This is a genomic window from Sphaerisporangium sp. NPDC004334 (assembly GCF_053602655.1).
Genome location: NZ_JBSGDZ010000007.1, coordinates 116,295 through 136,498, shown reverse-complemented (window position 1 = coordinate 136,498; position 20,204 = coordinate 116,295). Strand labels below are relative to the sequence as shown.

The 20,204-nt window shown below is 73.8% G+C and carries 16 protein-coding genes; 10 read left to right on the top strand and 6 right to left on the bottom strand.

What is annotated here, in order from left to right:
* Positions 1–18: 18 nt before the first annotated feature.
* On the bottom strand, positions 19–732 hold the full coding sequence (locus ACWEN6_RS10675) for a UdgX family uracil-DNA binding protein (protein WP_452569980.1): 714 nt from the start codon (positions 730–732) through the stop codon (positions 19–21).
* 129 nt (positions 733–861) lie between these two features.
* Here ACWEN6_RS10675 and ACWEN6_RS10670 point away from each other — a divergent pair, with 129 nt between their 5' ends.
* Positions 862–1,839, top strand: coding sequence for a lytic murein transglycosylase (locus tag ACWEN6_RS10670; protein ID WP_452569979.1), 978 nt, complete (start codon positions 862–864; stop codon positions 1,837–1,839).
* 399 nt (positions 1,840–2,238) lie between these two features.
* The gene (locus ACWEN6_RS10665; protein ID WP_452569978.1) at positions 2,239–3,651 is read left to right on the top strand and encodes a dihydrolipoyl dehydrogenase family protein; all 1,413 of its coding nucleotides are present in this window, start codon (positions 2,239–2,241) and stop codon (positions 3,649–3,651) included.
* A 98-nt stretch (positions 3,652–3,749) separates the two neighbouring features.
* Here the strand turns inward: ACWEN6_RS10665 and ACWEN6_RS10660 are convergent, their stop codons facing one another.
* Positions 3,750–5,300, bottom strand: coding sequence for a M28 family metallopeptidase (locus tag ACWEN6_RS10660; protein ID WP_452569977.1), 1,551 nt, complete (start codon positions 5,298–5,300; stop codon positions 3,750–3,752).
* Positions 5,301–5,574: 274 nt separating this feature from the next.
* Here ACWEN6_RS10660 and ACWEN6_RS10655 point away from each other — a divergent pair, with 274 nt between their 5' ends.
* The 7 genes from ACWEN6_RS10655 (at position 5,575) to ACWEN6_RS10625 (ending at position 12,561) form a co-directional block, all read left to right on the top strand.
* The gene (locus ACWEN6_RS10655) at positions 5,575–6,252 is read left to right on the top strand and encodes a radical SAM protein (protein ID WP_452569976.1); all 678 of its coding nucleotides are present in this window, start codon (positions 5,575–5,577) and stop codon (positions 6,250–6,252) included.
* Positions 6,253–6,323: 71 nt separating this feature from the next.
* Complete coding sequence (locus ACWEN6_RS10650; protein ID WP_452569975.1) at positions 6,324–7,781, top strand: sensor histidine kinase; 1,458 nt, start codon at positions 6,324–6,326, stop codon at positions 7,779–7,781.
* 113 nt (positions 7,782–7,894) lie between these two features.
* Positions 7,895–8,314: an ester cyclase gene (locus ACWEN6_RS10645; RefSeq protein WP_452569974.1), complete on the top strand. Its 420-nt coding sequence runs from the start codon at positions 7,895–7,897 to the stop codon at positions 8,312–8,314.
* 151 nt (positions 8,315–8,465) lie between these two features.
* Positions 8,466–10,406 (top strand): protein kinase domain-containing protein, encoded by a 1,941-nt coding sequence (locus ACWEN6_RS10640; protein WP_452569973.1) that lies wholly within the window; start codon positions 8,466–8,468, stop codon positions 10,404–10,406.
* A gap of 383 nt (positions 10,407–10,789) precedes the next feature.
* Positions 10,790–11,545: an SDR family NAD(P)-dependent oxidoreductase gene (locus tag ACWEN6_RS10635; RefSeq protein WP_452569972.1), complete on the top strand. Its 756-nt coding sequence runs from the start codon at positions 10,790–10,792 to the stop codon at positions 11,543–11,545.
* 140 nt (positions 11,546–11,685) lie between these two features.
* Positions 11,686–11,895 carry a hypothetical protein gene (locus ACWEN6_RS10630; protein WP_452569971.1) on the top strand — a complete coding sequence of 70 codons (210 nt, stop codon included), beginning with the start codon at positions 11,686–11,688 and terminating at the stop codon, positions 11,893–11,895.
* A gap of 30 nt (positions 11,896–11,925) precedes the next feature.
* A complete protein-coding gene (locus ACWEN6_RS10625; RefSeq protein ID WP_452570099.1) occupies positions 11,926–12,561 on the top strand; it encodes an ABC transporter substrate-binding protein in 636 nt (211 codons plus the stop codon).
* 220 nt (positions 12,562–12,781) lie between these two features.
* Here the strand turns inward: ACWEN6_RS10625 and ACWEN6_RS10620 are convergent, their stop codons facing one another.
* The 4 genes from ACWEN6_RS10620 to ACWEN6_RS10605 form a co-directional block, all read right to left on the bottom strand.
* Entirely contained in the window at positions 12,782–13,219 is a 438-nt protein-coding gene (locus tag ACWEN6_RS10620; RefSeq protein ID WP_452569970.1) for a hypothetical protein, read from the bottom strand.
* 246 nt (positions 13,220–13,465) lie between these two features.
* Positions 13,466–14,125, bottom strand: coding sequence for a DUF2461 domain-containing protein (locus ACWEN6_RS10615; protein ID WP_452569969.1), 660 nt, complete (start codon positions 14,123–14,125; stop codon positions 13,466–13,468).
* Between the two features lie 79 nt (positions 14,126–14,204).
* Positions 14,205–15,380 (bottom strand): lactate 2-monooxygenase, encoded by a 1,176-nt coding sequence (locus ACWEN6_RS10610; protein WP_452569968.1) that lies wholly within the window; start codon positions 15,378–15,380, stop codon positions 14,205–14,207.
* Positions 15,381–15,552: 172 nt separating this feature from the next.
* Positions 15,553–16,521 (bottom strand): helix-turn-helix transcriptional regulator, encoded by a 969-nt coding sequence (locus ACWEN6_RS10605; protein WP_452569967.1) that lies wholly within the window; start codon positions 16,519–16,521, stop codon positions 15,553–15,555.
* A gap of 176 nt (positions 16,522–16,697) precedes the next feature.
* Here ACWEN6_RS10605 and ACWEN6_RS10600 point away from each other — a divergent pair, with 176 nt between their 5' ends.
* A complete protein-coding gene (locus tag ACWEN6_RS10600; RefSeq protein ID WP_452569966.1) occupies positions 16,698–20,147 on the top strand; it encodes a S8 family serine peptidase in 3,450 nt (1,149 codons plus the stop codon).
* Positions 20,148–20,204: the final 57 nt, after the last annotated feature.

The following is a 20,204-nucleotide window of genomic DNA, read 5'->3' as shown; positions in this document are numbered from 1 at the left end:
CGCTGGAGCCCCCGGTGATCACCGCAGGGCGCCGGCGGCGACCCGCAGGTCCGTGACCAGCCCGGCGTACATCGCCTCGCGGTCCTGCGCGCGCAGGACGGCCGATGGGTGGATGGTCGCCAGCAGCAGCGCCTCCTCCGGCGCGAACGCCCCCTCCCACGCCCCGGCGCCGTCACCGGCCGGCGGGAAGGGCAGCAGCACACCGCGCTCCTTGGTCACCCGGAAGGAGGGGCCGAGCAGCGCCTTGCCGGCGGTCGCGCCGAGGGCGACGACGACGTCGGGCCGCAACACCCGCAGCTCGGCGGCCAGCCACGGCCGGCAGGCCGCCATCTCGCGCAGGGTCGGCGGCTTGTGGATGCGCTTCTTGCCGCGATCTTGCGCCGTGAACTTGAAGTGCTTGACCGCGTTGGTGACGTAGGCGCGGGTCCTGTCGATGCCGGCCTCCTCAAGGGCCCGCGTCAGGACGCCGCCGGCCGGCCCCACGAAGGGGTGCCCGCGCCGGTCCTCCTGGTCGCCCGGCTGCTCCCCCACCAGGACCACGCGCGCGCCGGGGTCCCCCTCGCCGAAGACGGTCCGGGTGGCGTCCCGGTACAACGGGCAGCCCCGGCAGCCGGCGGCGGCCTCGCTCAGGGCGCGCAGGTCGTCCTCGCCGGGCAGGTACGGCGAGGCGTCGTAGCCCTCTCCGTCCAGGGCGACGCCCTCTGCGTTCCTGGCGTCGACACGGCCCGTCACGATCTTCCCCTTCCCGCGCCCGGAGAGCCCCCCGCCCTCTCACTCCCTTCGCCTACCCGCCGCGGGCCGTGCCATTCAGGACGGCGTGCCGCACCGCCCGCCGCGGCGCCGGTTGTAGGTTGGATCACTATGGGGAAGGGCACGGGTGACGCGCGAGGTCCCGGCCGCGCCGGCCGGGTGGTGACGCTGGCCGCGGCCGCCGCCGTGGCGCTGGCCGCGACGACGGGATGCGGGCGGGCATCGACCGCTCCGGACGCCGCCTCCCCGCCTCCGTCCGCCGCCGGCGCCGCGACGCCGTCCCCGGGCGCGACCACGGCGTCGAGCACGCCGTCCGGGCCGCCCCGCCCGGACGCCGCGATCCCGCAGGACCCGCGCAAGCTGGCGCGCGCCCTGGACCGCACCACCCGGGCGATGCGCGCGGCCATCGGCTCCTGGACCAAGGACGGCGACCCCGGGCACGGCCGGCCGCCGGAGGACGTCGTCCTGCTCACCCTGTACCACCAGCGCCTGTGCCGGTACGCCGCCCGCCATCCCGACACCGCCGAGCGCGCCTTCGCCGAGCTGACCCCCTCGGTCGCCGCCCAGGCCCGCGACGACGCCACGGCCGTGCGCGAGTTGCTGTCGCTGGCCCACCCGGTCACCGGCAAGGTGAGCTTCAAGCTGCGCGACCCCCTGCCGGCGGACGTCCTGCTCGGCCACTTCAAGAAGGCCGGGCGACGCTTCGGCGTGGAGTGGGAGGTGCTGGCGGCGGTCATGCTCGTGGAGACCAAGTTCGGCCGGGTGCGCTCGGCGAGCTCCGCGGGCGCGCAGGGCCCCATGCAGTTCATGCCGGCCACCTGGCGGGCGTACGGCATGGGCGGCGACATCCACGACACCGGCGACGCCGTCGCGGCCGCCGCGAACTACCTGCGGGCCTCCGGCGCGCCGGGCGACTACCGCAAGGCGCTGCACGCCTACAACCACTCCCAGGCGTACGTGGACGCCGTCCTGCTGCACGCCCGCGCGATGAAGCGCGACGTCCGCGCCTACTACGCCTACTACAACTGGCAGGTGTTCGTGCTGGTCCCCGGCGGCGAGCGCCGCCTCACCGGCCCCGGGCTCGCCTAGGCCGGGTCCTGAGGTCGGATATATCGGGCGCGGTGGAAATCGTCGTCTCCTGCATCTGGCCTTCGAAGGGCTCGGTGCCCGCGAGGCCGAGAACGAGGCCTTCATCGACGACCACGCCTCGAACCGCGTTTCGGCGGCAGTGGGCTACCGACCCAACGGAAGCGGCCGGGCCACCCGGCGCGGGGAGCCCGCCGAACTGAACAGGTGGCTGCTGACGCGCGAGCGATGGCTCCCCGGCAGGCGCGATGACGTCGAACTCGTGGGCGTGGCCGCGTGTCTCCCCGTCCTCGGAATCAGGCGCGGTGATCGATCGGCGGGAGGCGGCACCCTGCCGATCTCGCCGGCTTCCTGAACGGGCATGATGGTCTTCTCCCTCGCGACCAGGAAAGGGGAGGACCCGTGCCGGACGAGTTCGATGTGATCGTGATCGGCGCAGGGCCCGCCGGTGAGAACGCCGCCGGGCGGGCCGGGCGCGGCGGCCTGAGCGTGGCCATCGTCGAGGGCGACCTCGCCGGGGGCGAGTGCGCCTACTGGGCCTGCGTGCCCAGCAAGGCGCTGCTGCGCCCGGTGGAGCTGGCCGCCGAGGTGCGCCGCATGCCCGGGCTGGAGGTGGGCCCGATCGACGCCGGCGCCGTCCTGGCCCGCCGCGACGAGGCCGTCTCGCACTACGACGACGCCGGGCAGGTGCGCTGGATCGAGGGGGTGCCCGCGACGTTCGTGCGGGGGTGGGGCGGCCTGGACGGGCCCCTGCGCGTCCGGGTGGCCGAGCCCGGGGGCGGGTCGCGCCTCCTGACGGCCCGGCACGCGGTCGTGCTGGCCACCGGCAGCTATGCGGCCGTCCCGCCCGTCCCGGGCCTGGCCGAGGCCGAGCCGTGGACCAGCCATGAGGTCACCGCCGCCAAGGCCATCCCCGAACGGCTGGCCGTCATCGGCGGCGGCGTGGTCGCCTGCGAGATGGCCCAGGCCATGCACGGACTCGGCGCTGCCCGCACGACCATTCTGGTGCGCGGCGACCGCTTGCTGCCGCGCATGGAGCCGTTCGCCTCCGACCTGGTCGCCGAGTCCTTCGCCGCCTCGGGCATCGAGGTGCGCACCGGCACCGGCGTCGTCCGGGTCGAGCGGCCGGCCCTCGGCGGGCCGGTCACCGTGCACCTGACCTCGGGCCCGCCGGTGGAGGCCGATGAGCTGCTGGTGGCCACCGGCCGCCGCCCCGCCACGGACGGCCTCGGCCTGGCGTCGGTCGGCCTGCCCGCCGACCGCGTGGTGGAGGTGGACGACAGCATGCGCGCCACCGGCGTCGACGGCGGCTGGCTGTACGCCGTGGGCGACATCAACGGGCGCGCCCTGCTGACCCACATGGGCAAGTACCAGGCCCGCGTCTGCGGCGACGTCATCGCGGCCCGCGCCAGGGGCGAGCGCGACGACCTGCCCTCACTGCGCGACACCGCCGACGCCTACGGGGCGCCGCAGGTGGTCTTCACCGACCCGCAGGTGTGCGCGGTGGGCCGCACCGAGGCCCAGGCACGCGCCGAGGGCTTCCCCGTGCGCGCCGTCGAGTACGACCTGGGCGCGGTGACCGGCGCCTACCTGCTCGGCGACGGCTACCGCGGCCGGGCCGGCGCCGTGGTGGACACCGAGCGCCGCGTGCTGCTCGGGGTGACCTTCGTCGGGCCCGGCGCCGCCGATCTGCTGCACGCCGCGACCATCGCCGTCACCGCCGAGGTGCCGCTGGACCGGCTGTGGCACGCGGTCCCGACCTTCCCGACCGTCAGCGAGATCTGGCTGCGCCTGCTGGAGACCTACGGCCTGTGATCCGCTCGCGGCGGTGAGGCGCCCGCGACCGGGACGGTCGCAGGCACCTCACCGCGCGGATCATGACCAGGTGGTCGGCCGCGGGCGCGCTCGGCGCGTCAGCGGGCCGTGGGCAGGTGATCGGCGGTGGCCGGGCCCGCGAGGGTCCTGCGGGCGGCGGGGGCCGGACGGGTGTCCGGACCGGGCAGGTCGCCGCTGAAGGCGTAGACGACCGCGGCCGTGGCGATGGCGCCGGTGTTCAGGGCGAGGGCCTTGTCGTTGATGTTGGCGACGGTGTCGCAGGCCTGGTGGTAGCAGGAGTCGTAGGGCTGTCCCGCGGTGCCGCCGAACTTGGCCTGCTCGTCGGCCGTCTTCACGCCCTCGGCGCCGGTGAACAGCCCGCCGGCCGGGACGCCCGCCTCGATGAACGGGCCATAGTCGGAGCGGCCGTCGAAGTCGGTGCCGACGTGCCCCTGACGCAGGGTGTCGAAGTACTTCTCGAAGAGCTTCTCGATCTCCGCGGACCCCGCCGGGCCGGCGGGCGCGCCCGTGGCGTCGGAGTCGTCACCGTCGTAGATCTTCAGCGCGTAGTTCGGCGAGGCCACCATGTCGAAGTTGAGGTACAGTTTGATCTTGGCCAGCTCCGCCGGGGCCAGCGAGGCGACGTAGTGCTCGGAGCCGAGCAGCCCGAGCTCCTCGGCGCTCCAGAACGAGAACCGCAGCTTGTTGCGCGTCGGGATCTTGCCGAGCACCGAGGCCACCTCGAGGATCGCGGCGCTGCCCGAGCCGTTGTCGTTGATGCCGGGCCCGGCCACGACGCTGTCGAGGTGGGCGCCGAACTGCACGACCTTGTTCGCGTCGCCGTACTTGGAGTCGGCGATGACGTTGTGCGTGGTGCGGTACTCGCTGGTGGTGTCGGTCTTCAGCCGGACGACCGTCCCGGCGGGCGAGGAGAGCTCCTGGCCCACCGCGAAGCTCACGCCGACCACCGGGATGGTGAGCGGGGTGCCGAGGGTGCCCTGCAGGGTGGCGGTGCGGCCCGGCTGGCCCTCGTTGAAGATGATCGCGGCGGTCGCGCCGGCGGCCTGGGCGTTCTGGGCCTTCACCCGGAAGTCGCAGGTGCCGCGCTGGAGCAGGGCGATGTTGCCGGGGGTGAACCCGGCGAAGTCGCTCGCCTCGCAGCCGGAGGTGGAACTCGGCGACGGCGCGGGCGGCAGGGTCAGGTCGACGTTCTGCAGGGTTCCGGTGACCGCGCCGGAGCCGGAGTAGGTCATCGTGGCGAACTCGCCGACCCCGCTGCCGTTGGGCGGGGTGGGGGCGTAGACCTTCGGCTCCGGGGAGATCTGCTCCAGCAGGGCCGTGGAGTTCTCCTTGAAGAACGGGAACTCGAACGGCTGGATCGTCACCTTGTAGCCGGCCTTCTTCAGCACGCCCGCCACGTAGTCGCGCGAGGCGGCGTGGCCGGGGGTGCCCGCGGCCCGGGTGCCGCCGTTGGCGTCGGCGATCTGCTGCAACTTCTGCAGGTGCCGCTTGACCGCCGGCCCGTTCGCGGTCTGGGCCAGCCGCGCGGGATCGGGATCGGCGGCGGCGGGCCCGGCCGCCGCCATGGGCAGGACGAGCGCGACGATCGCCATGGCGACGCCTGTTCCCCCGCGGAGGGTGATGCGCATTCAGCTTCTCCCTTGTACCGTGACAGGACTTCCCGAGATGGTGCTCCCCGGCAAGCTAGCCGCAGTTCTCCCTTCCGTGAAGGGCCCCCGCCGGGAACAGGGTGACGACGTCTGCTCTGTCCCATATCGTGGGCCGCGGTCGGCCGCCGGGAAAACGCGCCGGCCGAAATCCCCGCGCACAGGCGCACGAAATCGCGTGCTCCCCATTACGGCTCCGGCACGGTGAAATTGCCAAACAATCGAGCCCACCGAAGCGGCGCGGGGTGTTTCCAGAGTGAATCCCTATGGAGGAGACCCTTCCAACGAGTGGCCGGCGGAACCGGACGTCGCCGGACTGCTGGAGAACCGATGGCACGGCCACCCGTTCCGGCAGTTCCCGCTCAAGGTGCACAGCCGCCGCGATCTCGCCTGTGACTACTGCTATGTCTACATGACGGCCGACCAGAGCCGGCGTTCCCGGCCGATGGTCATGGCCCCGGAGCTCGTGGAGATCGCCGCGCGGCGGATATCCGAACACGCGCGCAGCCATTCACTCCCCTCGGTGCGGGTGATATTGCACGGCGGGGAACCGCTGCTCGCGGGCCGGGAATACCTGACGAAAATCGTCGAGTCGATTCGCGGGGAGGCCGGCCCCAACCTGCGCGTGGACGCCGCCGTGCAGACCAACGGCGTGCTGCCGGACGAGGAGATTATGCACGCCTTCGACCGGCTCGGGGTGCGCGTCGGCGTCAGCCTCGACGGCGGCCCGCGCGGCAACGACCGCAGCCGCCGCTACGCCGACGGCCGCGGCAGCTACGAGGCGCCGGCCGGCTTCGACCCGCCGGTGGCCCGGCACGGGCTTTCGCTGCGCCTGGCTCCGCTTCCCTGGACGGCCGCGCCGGGAAAGCCCGGTTCTGGTGGTGGTAATGGGCAGGCCTGTATTTGGTGTGGATATGGGGCCTTCATTGCTTGATCACCAGTTCGACGGATACCGTCGAAGTTGACCTGACCTGGGCTTTTACATTACGTGAGGGAGGCCACCTCTTGGAAGCCAGGCGGCTGTCGCTTCTCCCGGCGTCGATGCGGGCGCGGTCCACGCTCATCATCGGCAGCGCGTGCCTGATCTTCCTCGCCATCATCGGCGCCGGCATCGACTTCCTGGTCACCGACCGGATAGAGGCCGGCGTCTTCCGGGACGCGCAACGCACCGCGACCAACTGGGTCGGCGCCATGGCGCCCGGCCAGATCCCCAGGCCGGCGCCCGAGGGGCGGATCGACCTGCTGCAGCTCGTCGACGACCACGGGCGCGTGGTCATGGCCAGCCCCGCCGCGGCCGGTCGTCCTCCCCTCGGCACCATCCGCCCGCCGAAGGACAACCGCATCCAGGACGGGACCGTGTGCCGGCCGGGGGGCGGCTGCGTGATGTTCACCGTCATCCGCCTCCCCCCGCTCGACACCAGCGAGATCTTCGGCGGCGAGTCCCACTTCGTCTACAGCGGGACGACCCAGCCGAGCATCCTGGCCGGTCACCGCCTGGAGCTGGTCACCACCACCGGTGTGCTGCTGGCCAGCGCCCTGGTCGCCTGGGGCAACTGGTGGGTCGGCGGCCGCGCCCTGCGCCCGGTCGCGGCGATCCGCGCGACCATGGCCGACATCACGGTGAGCGACCTGAGCATGCGGGTGCCCGAACCGCCCGGCCGCACCGAGTACGCGCTGCTCGCCCGCACCGCCAACCAGACCCTGGCCCGGCTGGAGGAGGCGGTGAGGCAGCAGCGCCGGTTCGCCTCCACCACCTCCCACGAGCTCAGGACCCCTCTCACCGGGCTTCGCGCCCGGCTGGAGGAGGCGGTGCTCTACCCCGGCGACGTCGACCCCCGCCAGACCATCCGCGACGCCCTCACGCTCACCCAGCGGCTGGAGACGATCGTCGAGGACCTGCTGGTGCTGGCCAGGCTCCGCTCGGGCACCCCGGCCCAGCACGAGCCGGTCGACCTGGCGATGCTCGTGCGGGAGGCCATCGCGACCCTTCCGGCCGACGGCGTGCCCATCCGCGTCCGCGCCCAGGGCGACATCACCGTCCACGGCAACCGCATCCAGCTCGTCCGCGTGCTGGACAACCTGCTGGCCAACGCCCGGCGCCACGCCCACGGCAAGGTCGAGGTCACCGTCGGCCGCCAGGGTGACCGGGCCGTGGTCGCCGTGACCGACGACGGCGACGGCATCGCGCACCAGGATCGCGAGCGGGTGTTCGAGCGCTTCGTGCGCCTGGAGGACGGGCGGCGCCGCGAACCCGGCGGCAGCGGGCTCGGCCTGGCCATCTCGCGCGACATCGCCCACGGCCACGACGGCACGCTGCGCGTCGAGGACTCCCCGCGCGGCGCCCGTTTCGTCCTGGACCTGCCCCTGATGGACATGGGCGACTCCTCGCCGCCCACCAGCGGGGACCCGCCCGGCGTGGCCGGGTTCGGCGCCCTGCCCCAGACCCCCGCCTGGCGCGCCTGAGCGTCGCGACGCCCCCGCGGCGGCTCGCACCACCGGCCGCACGGCCACGTGCCGCATCCCCACGACCGGCGCCCCCTGACGCCGGCGCATCACCCCACGCAAGGAGCCCGACGGTGTCCGACGATCGTGAACCCACCGACGAGCTGGTGACCGCGTTCAACGCCGGCGATTTCGCCTCGGCGACGCGGCTGTTCGACCGGCGCGCCACCTACGTCTGCCCCGGTGGCGTCGCCGAGGGCCACGAGGAGATCGCCTCCTACTTCGCCCTCTACCACGAGGCGTTCCCCGACATCAGGGTGACGCTCCACGACAAGGGTGCGTGCGGCGACATGGTGGTCGCCGAGTGGACGCTCACCAGCACCCACACCGGCCCTCTTCTCCTGCCCACCGGCCACGTCGCCGAGCCGACCGGCCGGCGCGTCGCCGTCCGCGGCTGCGACGTCCGCACCATGGAGGACGGCCTGATCGCCAGTCAGCGGGTCTACTACGACCAGCTCGAGATGCTGACCCAGCTCGGCCTCCCCTGCCTCTGAACGCCTGCCGCCCGGGCGCTCGCGAGCGCCCGGGACCGGCGTCGCCGCGGCCGTGCCGGACCGGATGGGCGACGGCACTTCACCGACCGGCCGGCAGGCCCTATCGTGAGCCCTCGCACCCCGAATGCCGAGACGACCGAAGAGGTGGGCCGTGCGCGGGCGTGGCCTTGAACCGGGAGATCCCGAGCGCGCCGGCCGCTATCTGCTGAGCGCGGTGCTCGGAGAGGGCGGCCAGGGCACCGTCTACCTTGGACGGGCCGAGGAGGCCGGGCCCGTCCACGCCGCCGGGGCCGAGGTGGCGGTCAAGGTGCTGCACACCAGGGCCGCGGGCGACGCCGAGAGCAGACGGCGGTTCGTGCGGGAGGTCGAGACGGCGCGGCGGGTCGCGGCGTTCTGCACCGCGCGGGTGCTGGACGTCGGCACGGTCAACGGCCGCCCCTTCGTGGTCAGCGAGTACATCCCCGGGGTGTCCCTGGCGGAGGCGGTGGCGCGCGACGGGCCGCGCTCCGGCAGCGGGCTGCAGCGGCTGGCGGTCGCCACGCTCACCGCGCTGGCCGCGATCCACCGGGCCGGGGTGGTGCACCGCGACTTCAAGCCGGCCAACGTGATCCTCGGCCCCGAGGGACCGGTGGTGATCGACTTCGGCATCGCCCGCGCGCTGGACCACGCCACCACCGCCTCCGGGCTGATCGGCACGCCCGCCTACATCGCCCCGGAGCAGCTCGCCGGGCACCCGCCCGGCACCGCGTCCGACCTGTTCGGCTGGGCCTGCACGATGGTGTACGCCGCCACGGGGCACCTGCCCTTCTCGGCGGCGACGGTGCCCGCGCTGCTGGTCGCGGTCTCCACCCACGAGCCCGATATGTCGGGCGTGCCGGACGAGCTGCGCCCGGCGCTGCTGGCCTGCCTGGCCAAGGACCCCGCCGCCCGGCCCGCCGCCGAGGAGGTACTGCGCGCCCTCACCGGCCACGACATGGACGACACCCGGCCCAGGGCAGCCGGCTCCGCCCTCCCTGGTTCACCCGCGTCGCCGGCCCCGCCCACGTCGCCGGCCCGGTCCCCCTCGCCCGCCGGAACCCGCCCGCTCGACGGCCCCCGGACGACCCGCGAGGCCGGCCTCCTCGATGACCCGGAGACGACCCGTCCCGCTGACGGCTCGCAGCGGCCCCGTCCCGCCGGCTCCCCGGCGGGGATCCGGGCGTTCACCGGGCCGGACGCCGGCCCGGGACGGCAGCTGGGCGCGGCGCCGTCCGATGCCCCCGGCCCGGGCAGCGCGGGTGACCCGGGCGGCGCGGGTGACCCGGGCGGCGGCTCCGACGGTCCGGGCGGCTCCGGTGGGCGCCGGTCGCGGCGGTTGCTCGTGCGGGTGGCCGCCGCCGGGCTGGTGGTGCTGGTCCCGATAGCGGTCGTGCTGGTGCGCTCGCTGGTCTCCGGCTCCGGTGGCCGGGCGCCCGCGGAGGGCACGCTGCTCTACCAGGACGACTTCGATACGCGCGGCAACTGGGACGGCTACGACTTCCAGCCCGGCGCGCGGGGGGCCGACCGGCTGACCCACGGGTACGAAGTCGCCCGCGGGGTCTACACCATCCTCGCCGACGCGGCCGACCCGCGCGGCCTGGCCCTGTCGCCGGTCCCGCCCAAGGAGCGGGCCCAGACGACCGCCGACCCCGGCGTGATGGCCGGCGTGACGGCGCGGGTGCGGGAGGCGACGGGCGGACGAGGCGGGTTCGGCCTGGTGTGCCGATGGGACGAGGACGTGCCCAACGGGTACACCTTCCTGCTCGGCCTCGACGGCGCCGCGCGGGTCGTGCGCACCGTCTCTGGCACGCGCCTGGAGGTGGCGCCCCCCGTGCGGGCGGCGGCGCCGCGGGTGGGACGTGATGTGCACGTTCAGGCGTCGTGCCGGCGGGAGGGCGCCGCCACGCGGGTCTGCATGTGGATCGACGGCGCCCGGCTGTTCGACATCCTCGACGCGCAGGCGCCGCCGGAGGGGCCGCACAGCCAGGTCGGCCTGACGGCCGAGGTGCCCGAGGCCGGCGGCGGGTCCCTCATGGTGTCCTTCGACGACTTCACCCTCCACCGCCCCGGCTGACCCGAGCCACCGCGCCGTGACCGGCACCCCCCGGCCACCCTTCCATGAACATCTGCGGTTTTGCCCGGCCCTCGCGCGCCGGGCCCGGGGAACGGTTCGCCCTGCGCCTGGACTTCCTCCTGGACGGGCCGGATCTTCCACGATCCCTGGCGGGTTGCCGCGTACTCAGACGGGCACAGCAATAGGTGTCCGTTGTGTGCGGCCGTGAGAGGTTCGACGATGGCCGTGGCAGGCGCGCGGGGCTCGGCACGGAGCGGAGTGATACCGGCCGGCGCAGGGAACGCCGTGTGGACGCAGTGGTCCACCTGCGACTCGGCGGGTTGTCCCGAGGCGGGCACCGGCGGGGACCGCCGGCGCCGCCTTTGACGAGCAGGAGGTGGCCCGTGACCAGGGCAACCGGCAGGGTGGCATTGGTGACAGGGGCGAGCAGCGGCATCGGTGCCGCCACCGCGCACCTTCTGGCCGCGCGAGGAATGCGCGTCGTGGTCGACTACCTCCGCAGCGTCACGGCGGCCGGCGAGGTCGTGGCCGGCATCGAGGCCGCGGGCGGCGAGGCCATGGCTGTACGGGCCGACGTGCGCGAGACGGCGGCGGTCGAGAGCATGATCGTGCGGGTCCAGGAGGCATGGGGCGGCATCGACGTGCTTGTGCACAACGCGCTCACCCCGTATGCGATCAAGCCGTTCCGGGACATGACGTGGGACGAACTGGGCGGCAAGCTCGACGACGAGATGCGTGCGGCGTTCGTGGTGACCAAGGCCGTTCTTCCCGCCATGATCGAACAGAGCTGGGGACGCATCGTCTATCTCGGCACCGGCCTCAGCCGCCGCCCCCGTGAGGGCATGATCGCACTGGGCACGGCCAAGGCCGCACTGGCGCAGTTCGCCCGGTACCTCGCCCAGGAGCTGGGCCCGCGGGGCATCACGGTCAACGTCGTCGAGCCCGGCCCGGTGGAGGACACCCGCATGGCGAACGTGATGGGCGAGGAGCAGAAGCGGCGGCAGGTGGCCGCCACGCCACTGGGCCGCCTGGCACACCCGGCCGACGTCGCCCAGGCGGTCGCTTTCTACGCCGGCGAGGAGAACGCCTTCATGACCGGCACCACGGCCGCGGTCAACGGCGGGATGTCCATGTACTGACGCGGCGCCGGCCCGCGCACACGGAGCCATCCCCGCCCCGGCCCGGCTCACGGCAGGACGGCATCCCGCACACCGTCACCTCGAGCACCGTGATCCGCCGCGCGGGGCGCATGGCGTGGCACGATCAAGGGACGACGTTCATGTACACGATCGATCTGGCCTACGTCGGGCGGGGCCTGCACGAGGAGCTGGTCGCCTACATCGCCGACCAGCAGGGCTACTACGCCGACGAGGGCGTCCATGTCGCGCTGCGCGACGGCTGCTCCTGGCAGGAGGAACGGCTGCGCCGCGGCGCCACCATCGGGCTCGGCAGGGCACTGCTGTCCCGGCTGTCCGACGGCACCCCCTAGGTCGCACTCAATGTCAACACCCACCGCCCGCTGTTCTGGTTCCTCGCGCGCATCGGCCTGACCTCCCTGGCCGACCTGGCCGGCCGGACGCTGGCGGTACACGGCCCCCGGACCGCGCCCGGGTGCTTCGCCCGGATCGTGCTGCGCCGGGCCGGCCTCGACCCGGACCGCGACGTCCACACCGTCGTCCGCTCACCCGGCGACTACGGCATGGACCTGCGCCGGCTGCACGACGGCACGATCGACGCCGCCCTGGTCGGCAGCACCATGGCACCGGTGGCGATGGCCGCCGAGCACGGCTGGCGGGTGCTGGCCTGGGTCGGCGACCTCTTCCAGATCCCCACCGTGGGCGTGGCCGTCGACCCCGGCTTCATCCGGCCGGACGATCCTGCGGTCCAGGCCGTCGTACGAGCCCACCGGCGCGCCCTGCGGGTGGTTCACGAAGATCCCGACACCACGGTGCGGCACATCCGGGCATTCCTCGGCCGGCACACCGCGGAGGAGGCCCGAGCCCACTACGAGGCGTTCATCGCGCCGTACTTCACCACCGACGGCCAGGCCGACCTCGCCGTCGGCGCCACCGCGATCACCGCGGTGGCCGCCGAACTCGGCGTCCCCGCCGCCTTCACCGCGGCCGAGTTCTTCCGCACCGCGCCGGATCGATGACCGGGAAAAGCGGATGGGGCGGGGTGAGAGCGTAGAGAATCCGCGCCGCGCGACGCGGCGTGGTGGAGGGAAGGGCGCCGGTGGCGGGCGCGGGGCCGTGGGGGTCTCCCCGGCCGCCGGCACCGCACCGTGCGCCTCTTCCCGCTCACCGGCCCGCTATCGGGTCGTTGCCACCGCGGACGGCGGCGCCTCCGATCGCGGTCCGGTCACCTCGCGGTGATCAGCGGCCGTCGTGGCCGGAGTGCCCGTGGTGGTGGCCGGAGTGCCCGTGGTGGTGGCCGGAGTGCCCGTGGTGGTGCCGGTCACGGGGGAAGTCCCCGCGGTCGAACCCGTGGTGCTTGGCGTAGTCGGACGACAGCGACTTCCACTTGCCGTCGCTCCACTTGTAGAAGCGGTGCCCGTCGAAGCGGTAGTGCCTGCCGTGGTCCGTGCTGTACCAGTCACCGTGGCCGGTGTACCGGTACCACCACCGGTGGCCGTCCCAGAGGTGACGGGCGCCGTGCCCGTGCTCACCGTGGCCGCGGTCGGCGACGGTATCGCTCTGGGTCACACCGGTCTGTACCGCCGCCGAGGCCGCGCCGCCGGAGGCGAGCAGGGCACCGCCCGTGATGGTGAGGGCGGTCATCGCGGTGGCAATGCGCCGAGCGATCGTGTTCATGATCTTCTCCTCGACACGCACGTCCGTCCGGTGTCTCCGGACCTGGACGTTTCCTGCGTGTTACGCCCGACTCAACCCGCCCCTCCGAGCGAATAATCCCAATCATCCCATGATGTGTAGTTTGTCACTAAAAGGAAGGTTTCTAGTGTGAGATCACCTCGGACCCCGCCGCCACCGGCGAAGCGCCGCGGCGACGTCCCGCCATGACCGCCGCGGCCCGCCGCCGAGCCGGCGCCATCCCCGCTCTCACCTGCGGCGCAGCGGCTGTTCCGACGGCCGGACGTGCGTGGCCAGCCAGTCGACCAGTGGACCGAGCGACCGCCAGGTCGTGCGCACACGGTCGAGCGCCTCAGGGGTGTGCAGCCAATCCTCCGGCGGCCGGCGTCGGCCGACGTGGAGCGAGCGGTGCCGCAACAGGTGCAGGCGGGGATGGCCGGGGTCGACCCCGCGCGGGCGGGTCTTGAGCCGGTCGCCCTCGATCGCCATGCCCGCGGCGCCGAGCCCCTGGAGGATCTCCTCCAGCAACGCGCCCGCCTTGTCGTCGTCCACGGCCGCGCGGAACCGCTCCACCTGGTCCGGCGCGGGGGAGAACCATCCCGCGGCGGTGTACAGGCCGTCGGCGTCGAGCTGCACGTAGTACCCGATGCCTTCCCCTCCGGCCCGCACGTAGGCGCCCTGATGGGTCTTGTACGGCGACTTGTCCTTGGCGAACCGCACGTCGCGGTACGGCCGGAACAGGTTCCCCGGCCCGAACTCCCCCGCCAGCTCCTCCATCAGCGCCTGCATCGGCTCCTTCACCGCCGCCTCGTACACCCCCTTGCGCTCCATCCAGTACGCCTTGGAGTTGTCCGCCTCCAAGCCCTCGTAGAACATCAACCCCTCGTCGGGGAAGCCCTCGAAACCCATCCGTCCACAATGCCAGGTCGCACCGACGACGAACCGCGCGAGCGGCGCCCGCGTCAGAAGACGGCGTTCTCCCCGGCGGTCACGGGGACTCCCTCACCAGGTCGCCGGGGGCCAGCGAACCCGGGCCGGTGTGCCCGGACAGCGCCAGGGCCAGGTCCAGTTCGGCCAGCACGCAGCGGATGACGTGGTCGACGCCCGCCTGCCCCTCCAGGGCGAGCCCGTAGGCGTAGGGCCGGCCGAGCAGCACCGTGCTCGCGCCCAGCGCGAGGGCCTTGTAGACGTCGGCCCCGCCGCGCACCCCGCTGTCGAACAGGACGGTGAGCCGGTCGCCTGCCGCCTGGACGACGCGGGGCAGGGCGTCGGCGGCGCCGACGGACCCGGCCACCTGGCGCCCGCCGTGGTTGGAGACGACCACGCCGTCCACGCCCGCGTCGGCGGCGCGGCGGGCGTCGTCGGGGTGCAGGACGCCCTTGAGCACGATCGGCCCGTCCCAGTGCTCGCGCAGGAACGCGAGGTCGGGCCAGGTCTTGGCGGGGTCGCCGAACAGGCCCAGGAAATGCCGGACGGCTCCTTCGGGATCCTCGTGCACCGGTTTGGCGAGGCCCTGCCGGAAGGCGGGGTCGGTGAAGTAGTTGGCGGTGCCCACGCCGTGCAGGAAGGGGAGGTAGGCCTGGTCGAGGTCGCGGGGGCGCCATCCCAGCATGGGAGTGTCCAGCGTCACGAACAGCACGGTGTACCCGGCCGCCCGGGCCCTGGCGAGGAAGCTGCCGGCCACCTCGGGGTCCTTCGGCCAGTAGAGCTGGAACCACCGCTCGGCGTCGCCCATCGCCTCGGCGACCTGTTCCATCGGGGTGCTGGAGGCCGAGGACAGGATGAAGGGCACCTCCCGGGCGGCGGCGGCGCGCGCGGCCGCCGTCTCGGCGTCGGCGTGCATGACCGACATCACGCCGACCGGGGCGAGGGCGAGCGGCGCGGGGATGCGCCGTCCCAGCACCTCCACCGACAGGTCGCGCTCGTGGACGTCCCGGAGCACGCGCGGCACGATGCGCCACCGGTCCAGCGCGGCCCGGTTGGCGCGGGCGGTGCTGCCGTCGCCCGCGCTTCCGGCCACGTAGCCGTACGGGCCCGGGCCGAGCGCGCCTTCGGCGAGCTCCTCCAGCCGCGTGAGGTCGGCCGGCAGCCGGGGCCGCGTCCCGGCCATGCCGTTGAGGTAGATCTCGTACTGGTAGTCCGCCCAGTTCGGCCTCGTCGTCATGGCAGGTCGCACCTCTCGCCTCGCCCACTCGAGCCCGGCCGGCTCCTCGCCCGGGGCGCCGCGCCGCCTTCCGACGATCATCCCGGGCGCCGCCGGTCCCCGTCCATAGCGGCCGCGTTCCCCGGACGGCCGGTCGATATGCTCGGCCGCGCCCTCGGTGACCTGGCGCGGGTCAGATCCAGCCGCGGCGGGTGGCCTCCATGGCGATCTGGAAGCGGGTCCGGGCCCCGACGCGCCGCATCAGCTTGGTCACATGGCGCTGGACGGTGCGCTCGCTCCAGCCGAGGACCCGGCCGGCGGCCTGGTCGGTGGCGCCGGCGGCGAGCAGGGTCAGCAGCCGCGCCTCCTCCTCCGACAGCTCCTGCGTCGCCGGCCCGGTGTGCTGGACGGGAACGCTGCGCGCCCAGGTGGCCTCGAAGAGCGCGACGAGCGCGTCCAGCAGCGGCGAGGGGTGGATGAGGTAGGAGGCGGTGAGCGCCTCGTCGCCGGGCCGCATCAACGGGAGCATGGCCAGCCGGTCGTCGGAGATCGCCAGCTTCATGGGCAGGTCGGCGGCGATCCTGGCCTGCTCGCCGTGGCGCATGCCGGTCGTGACGTCCTCCAGCCAGCCGGGGAGCTCCAGCGCGCTCTTGTCGTAGATGACGCGGTACTTCACCCCGCGCTTGAGCAGGGCGAGCTCGACGTGGTTGGACTCGGTGTGACCCTGCGGGGCGGCGTAGGGCGGGCGGTCGAAGCCGCGCATCTGGGTGCTGGTGTTCTGCTGCATCTGCACCCAGCGGTGGTTGACCTCGTCGCGCCCGGAGACCACCTCGATCAGCTCGCCGGGGTGGGCGAAGCGGGCGCCCGCCCGGTACATCTTCATCAGCGTGCGGATGTGCAGGCGCACGTCGTGCAATCCGGCCTCGCGCTCGCGCAGGACGGCCTCCAGCCCGCTGTCGGGCGAGACGGCGACGTAGCGTACGGGGCGCCCGGCCGAGCGGGTGGCCAGGCCCAGGTCGACGAGCGTGCGCAGGGCGCGGCGGGCGCCCGCGACCGGCAGGTGGCAGTCGTGGACCAGCTCGGTCAGCGTCGCCCGCGTCCGGCGGACGAGCGCGTCGTACACCATCTCGTCCTGCCGGCTCAGTCCGATCGCCTCGAGCACGCCCGCCCTCCTCGCGAAACCTCCCCGTCACCTCGGGGAAACGGCGCCGCCTGCGCCTTGTCGTCTTCCCGCCACCTGACGGGAACTCGCCGTTCGCTCAGCTTGTCAGCGGATGACGACTGATGCCAGCGTTCATGCTCGTCAGATTTGTCCTAGATTCTTGCAAGGAGCCCCCCATGTCGTCGTCCGCCCTGCGAAATCGCGGGCACCGCCTCATCCTCGCCGTGCTGGTGCTGCTGGGAGCGGTCGCCGCCGCCCTGCCGGCGCGCCCGGCGATGGCGGCCGACCCGCCGGGCGCGCCGGCCCACCGGGGGAAGATCGCCCCTGAGCTGGCCGAACAGATGAAGAACGCGCGGCTGCGCTCCGACGGCCGCATCGAGGCGGTCGTCGTGCTGGGCGCCCGCCCGGACCTGCCGCCGGACGCCTCCGGCCCGGCGGAGGTGCGTGAGGGCCTGGCCGGCACGGCCGCGTCCGTCCAGGCCCCGGTCGTGCGACTGGTCAGGTCGCAGGGCGATCAGGTCGTCAACACCTTCTGGCTGAAGAACATGATCCTCGTCCGGGCCAAGCCGGCGACGCTGGACGCGGTGGCGGCGCTGGCCCTGGTCGAGCGCGTCATCCCCAACTTCGAGCTGAAGGCCCCCGAGACCGAGCCCGCCAAGCCCGCCGCCGCGCGCCGGGCCGCCAAGGCGGGCGAGCCCACGTGGGGCATCGCCAAGATCGGCGCCGACCGGGTGCGGAGCGAGCGCGGGCTGACGGGCAAGGGCGTGCGCGTCGCGATCCTGGACACCGGCATCGACGTCTCCCATCCCGACCTCACCGGCAGGCTCGCCACCGACGACGCCGCCAACCCCGCCTACCCCGGCGGCTGGATCGAGTTCGGCCCGGACGGCACCCCGGTGGCCTCCACGCCGCACGACAGCTCCTACCACGGCACCCACGTCGCCGGCACGATCGCGGGAGGTGACGCCTCCGGCACGCGGATCGGGGTGGCGCCCGGCGTCGACCTGATGGCCGGCCTGGTCATCCCGGGCGGCAGCGGCACGCTCGCCCAGGTCATCGCCGGCATGCAGTGGGCGATCGCCCCCTACGACGCCCACGGCCGCCCGGCCGGCAAGCCCGCCGACGTCGTCAGCATGTCGCTGGGCGGCGAGGGCTACTCCGACGAGATGATCGAGCCGGCCAGGAACATCTACCGGGCCGGAGCCTTCCCGTCCTTCGCCATCGGCAACGAATGCCTGCCCGGCGGGTCGAGCAGCCCCGGCAACGTGTACGAGTCGGTGTCGGTCGGCGCGACCGACGCCGACGACAGCGTGCCGGACTTCTCCTGCGGTGGCACGGTCAGGCGCGACGACTGGGTCGACGCGCCCGGCGACTGGCCCGACTCCTACATCGTCCCCGACGTCTCGGCGCCCGGCGTCGACGTGCTCTCGGCCCTCCCCGGCGGCGAGTACGGCACGCTCAGCGGCACCTCGATGGCGACCCCGCACGTCTCCGGCACGGTCGCGCTCATGCTGCAGGCCCGTCCCGAACTCACCGTGGACCAGGCCCTGGACATCCTGGCCGGCACCTCGCTCGACGACGAGCGCTACGGCGAGCGCCCCAACGCCCGCTACGGCGCCGGGCGGATCGACGCCTACGCCGCCGTCGCCGAGGCCGCCCTGACCAGCGGCGTGCGCGGTACGGTCACCGACGGCAAGACCCGCAAGCCGCTCGCCGGCGTCACCGTCACCCGGGCGGGCGACGGCCGGACCGCCACCACCGACGCGCAGGGCCGCTTCGAGATGCGGCTCACCCCCGGTTCCTACGACCTCACGCTCACCCGGTTCGGCTACCGGCCGGCCGCGGCCCGCGTCCGCGTCCAGGCGGACCGCCTGACCGACCTGCGCACGGCCCTCGAGCAGACCCCCCGGGGCAAGATCACCGGCCGGGTGGTGTACGGCCCGACCGGCTCGACCGTTCCGGGCGCGACGGTCACCGTGCTCGGCGTGCCCGACACCCTGGCGGCCACGACCGGCATCAACGGCGCCTACACGATCACTGAGGTGCCGGAGGGCGACTACCGGATCGCCGCGGTGGCCCCGGGCGTGTCCCGGTCCGACCCGCAGCGGGTCACCGTGCGCGGCAAGGGCCAGGCGCGGGCCGACATCTCCCTGCCCCGCTCGCCCGACACCCAGCGCGTCTCCCTGAGCGTCGACGGCCACCAGGGCGACAACGAGAGCTGGTGGCCGCAGCTCAGCGACGACGGCAGCGCCGTGACCTTCGCCAGCGTCGCCGGAAACCTCGTCCCGGGCGACACCAACGACGACCTGGACGTCTTCGTCACCGACCTGCGCACCGGAGCCATCGAGCGGGTGTCGGTGGCCTCCGACGGCACCCAGGCCGACGCCTTCTCCCTGACCCCGACCCTCAGCGGTGACGCGAGGTACGTCGGGTTCAGCAGCGGGGCCACCAACCTGGTGCCCGGCGACACCAACGGGCAGACCGACGCCTTCGCGCACGACCGGCAGACCGGCAGGACCGAGCTGATCTCGGTCGGGCCGGGCGGCGCCCAGAGCGACGGGCTGTCCTCGCAGCCGGCCTTCGACTCCGACGGCCGCTTCGCCGTCTTCAACAGCGACGCGACCACCCTGGTCGCCGGGGACACCAACGGGCAGACCGACGTCTTCGTCCGCGACCGGCAGGCGGGCACGACCGAGCGCGTCTCGGTGGGCCCGGGCGGCGTCCAGGGCGACGGCAACTCGCGCGAGCAGACGATGAGCGCGGACGGCCGGTTCGTCGCGTTCCAGAGCAACGCCACGAACCTGGTGCCGGGCCAGGACGACGGGAGCGTCAACCTGTTCGTCCGCGACCGGCAGGCCGGCACGACCGAGGCGCTCACCACTCCCGAGGGCGTCGAGCCGAGCAGCCCGAAGATCAGCGCGGACGGCCGCATGGTGGTCTACATCGGTGCCGGGCCGAAGGGGTGGCAGATCTACCGCTACGACCGGCAGGCCCGCGCGACCACGCTGGTGTCGGCGGCCTCCGACGGGAGCCCGGGCGACGACTGGTCCTTCGCCCCCTCCCCCAGCGCCGACGGGCAGACGGTGGTGTTCTACAGCTACGCGACCAACCTCGCCGGCGCGGACACCAACGGGCGCACCGACGTGTTCGTCCGCGACCTGAAGTCCGGCACGACCCAGCGCGTCTCGACGGGCCCGAAGGGCGTGGAGGGCGACGGCTCCAGCGAGGTGCCGTCGATCAGCGGGAACGGGCGTTACGTCGCCTTCCAGAGCTCCTCGGCGAACCTGGTCGAGGACGACACCAACCGGCACGCCGACGTGTTCGTCCGCGACCGCACCCCCGGCCCCGAGCCGCGCTTCGCGCTCGGCGAGCTGGAGGTGAGCCCGGACGCCGTGCGGCCCGGGCGCCCGGTGCGGGTCAGCGCGTGGGTGAAGAACGTCGGCGAGAAGACGGGCGGCTACGACGCCGTCCTGCGGGTCGGTGACCAGGTGGAACGGCGCCAGACCGTCCAGGTGCGGGCCGGCGCGGCCGTGCGCCTGTCCTTCGAGGTGCGCCGCAGCGCCCCGGGCGCCTACACGGTCGTCCTGGGCCCGCTCACCGGCCGTTTCACGGTGACCGGACACTGATCCGCCGGTTCCACGCCGGCCGCGGCGCCCTCTCGGGGCCGCGGCCGGCGCGGAACG

Excerpts from the sequence above, each read along its gene's own strand:
- ACWEN6_RS10670 (WP_452569979.1), top strand. The coding sequence starts at position 862 with ATGGGGAAGGGCACGGGTGACGCGCGAGGTCCCGGCCGCGCCGGCCGG.
- ACWEN6_RS10660 (WP_452569977.1), bottom strand. The coding sequence starts at position 5,300 with ATGCGCATCACCCTCCGCGGGGGAACAGGCGTCGCCATGGCGATCGTC.
- ACWEN6_RS10630 (WP_452569971.1), top strand. The coding sequence starts at position 11,686 with ATGTACACGATCGATCTGGCCTACGTCGGGCGGGGCCTGCACGAGGAG.
- ACWEN6_RS10620 (WP_452569970.1), bottom strand. The coding sequence starts at position 13,219 with ATGAACACGATCGCTCGGCGCATTGCCACCGCGATGACCGCCCTCACC.
- ACWEN6_RS10615 (WP_452569969.1), bottom strand. The coding sequence starts at position 14,125 with ATGGGTTTCGAGGGCTTCCCCGACGAGGGGTTGATGTTCTACGAGGGC.
- ACWEN6_RS10610 (WP_452569968.1), bottom strand. The coding sequence starts at position 15,380 with ATGACGACGAGGCCGAACTGGGCGGACTACCAGTACGAGATCTACCTC.
- ACWEN6_RS10600 (WP_452569966.1), top strand. The coding sequence starts at position 16,698 with ATGTCGTCGTCCGCCCTGCGAAATCGCGGGCACCGCCTCATCCTCGCC.